The sequence below is a fragment of the Nitratidesulfovibrio liaohensis genome, from assembly GCF_011682075.1.
Classification (GTDB): Bacteria; Desulfobacterota; Desulfovibrionia; order Desulfovibrionales; family Desulfovibrionaceae; genus Cupidesulfovibrio; species Cupidesulfovibrio liaohensis.
On the sequence record NZ_VSMK01000751.1, the window covers coordinates 1 to 647 of the forward strand.

Annotated in this window: 1 protein-coding gene; it reads left to right on the forward strand. The window is 70.8% G+C overall.

The annotated features are described in order from the left end of the window. The coding region (locus FVW27_RS18555; RefSeq protein WP_167128055.1) for a hydroxypyruvate isomerase family protein at positions 1 to 515 on the forward strand (515 nt) is incomplete at its 5' end. Positions 516 to 647: the final 132 nt, after the last annotated feature.

Sequence of the window (647 nt, forward strand, 5' to 3'; positions counted from 1 at the left end):
ATGCCAAGGCCCTTGGCGTGCCCCGGTTGAACTGCCTGGCGGGCAAGGTGCCGGGCAACGACCCCACCGCCGCGCAGGCCGCGTGGGCCACCCTGGCGGACAACGTGCGCTTCGCCGCCGACCGGCTGGCGGAAGCCGGGCTGGTGCTGCTGGTGGAATTCATCAACCGCAAGGACATTCCCGGCTTCTTCCTGCACTCCACCGCGCAGGTGCTGCGCCTGCTGGACGAGGTGGGCCGACCCAACGTGCTGTTGCAGTACGACGTCTACCACGCCCAGCGAGAGGAGGGCGAACTGGCAGCCACCCTGCGCGCCCACATGAACCGCATCGGGCACGTCCAGATCGCGGACACGCCGGGCCGCCACCAGCCCGGCACCGGCGAGATCAACTACCCCTTCCTGTTCGCCGAACTGGACCGTCTGGGCTACGCCGGGCACATCGGGCTGGAATACGTGCCCGCGCCCGGCACGCTGGCGTCGCTGGACTGGATGCTTCCGTACACCACGCAGGCGTGAGCCTGCGCGAACACCCCGCAAGACAAGGAACCCCATGCGTACCACACTCCCCCACGGGGGCATGACCGACATGCCGCACGCGCGGCGGCGCGATGCCGCCGGTCCGCCGCTGCCCGGCCTGCCCCCTCCCGC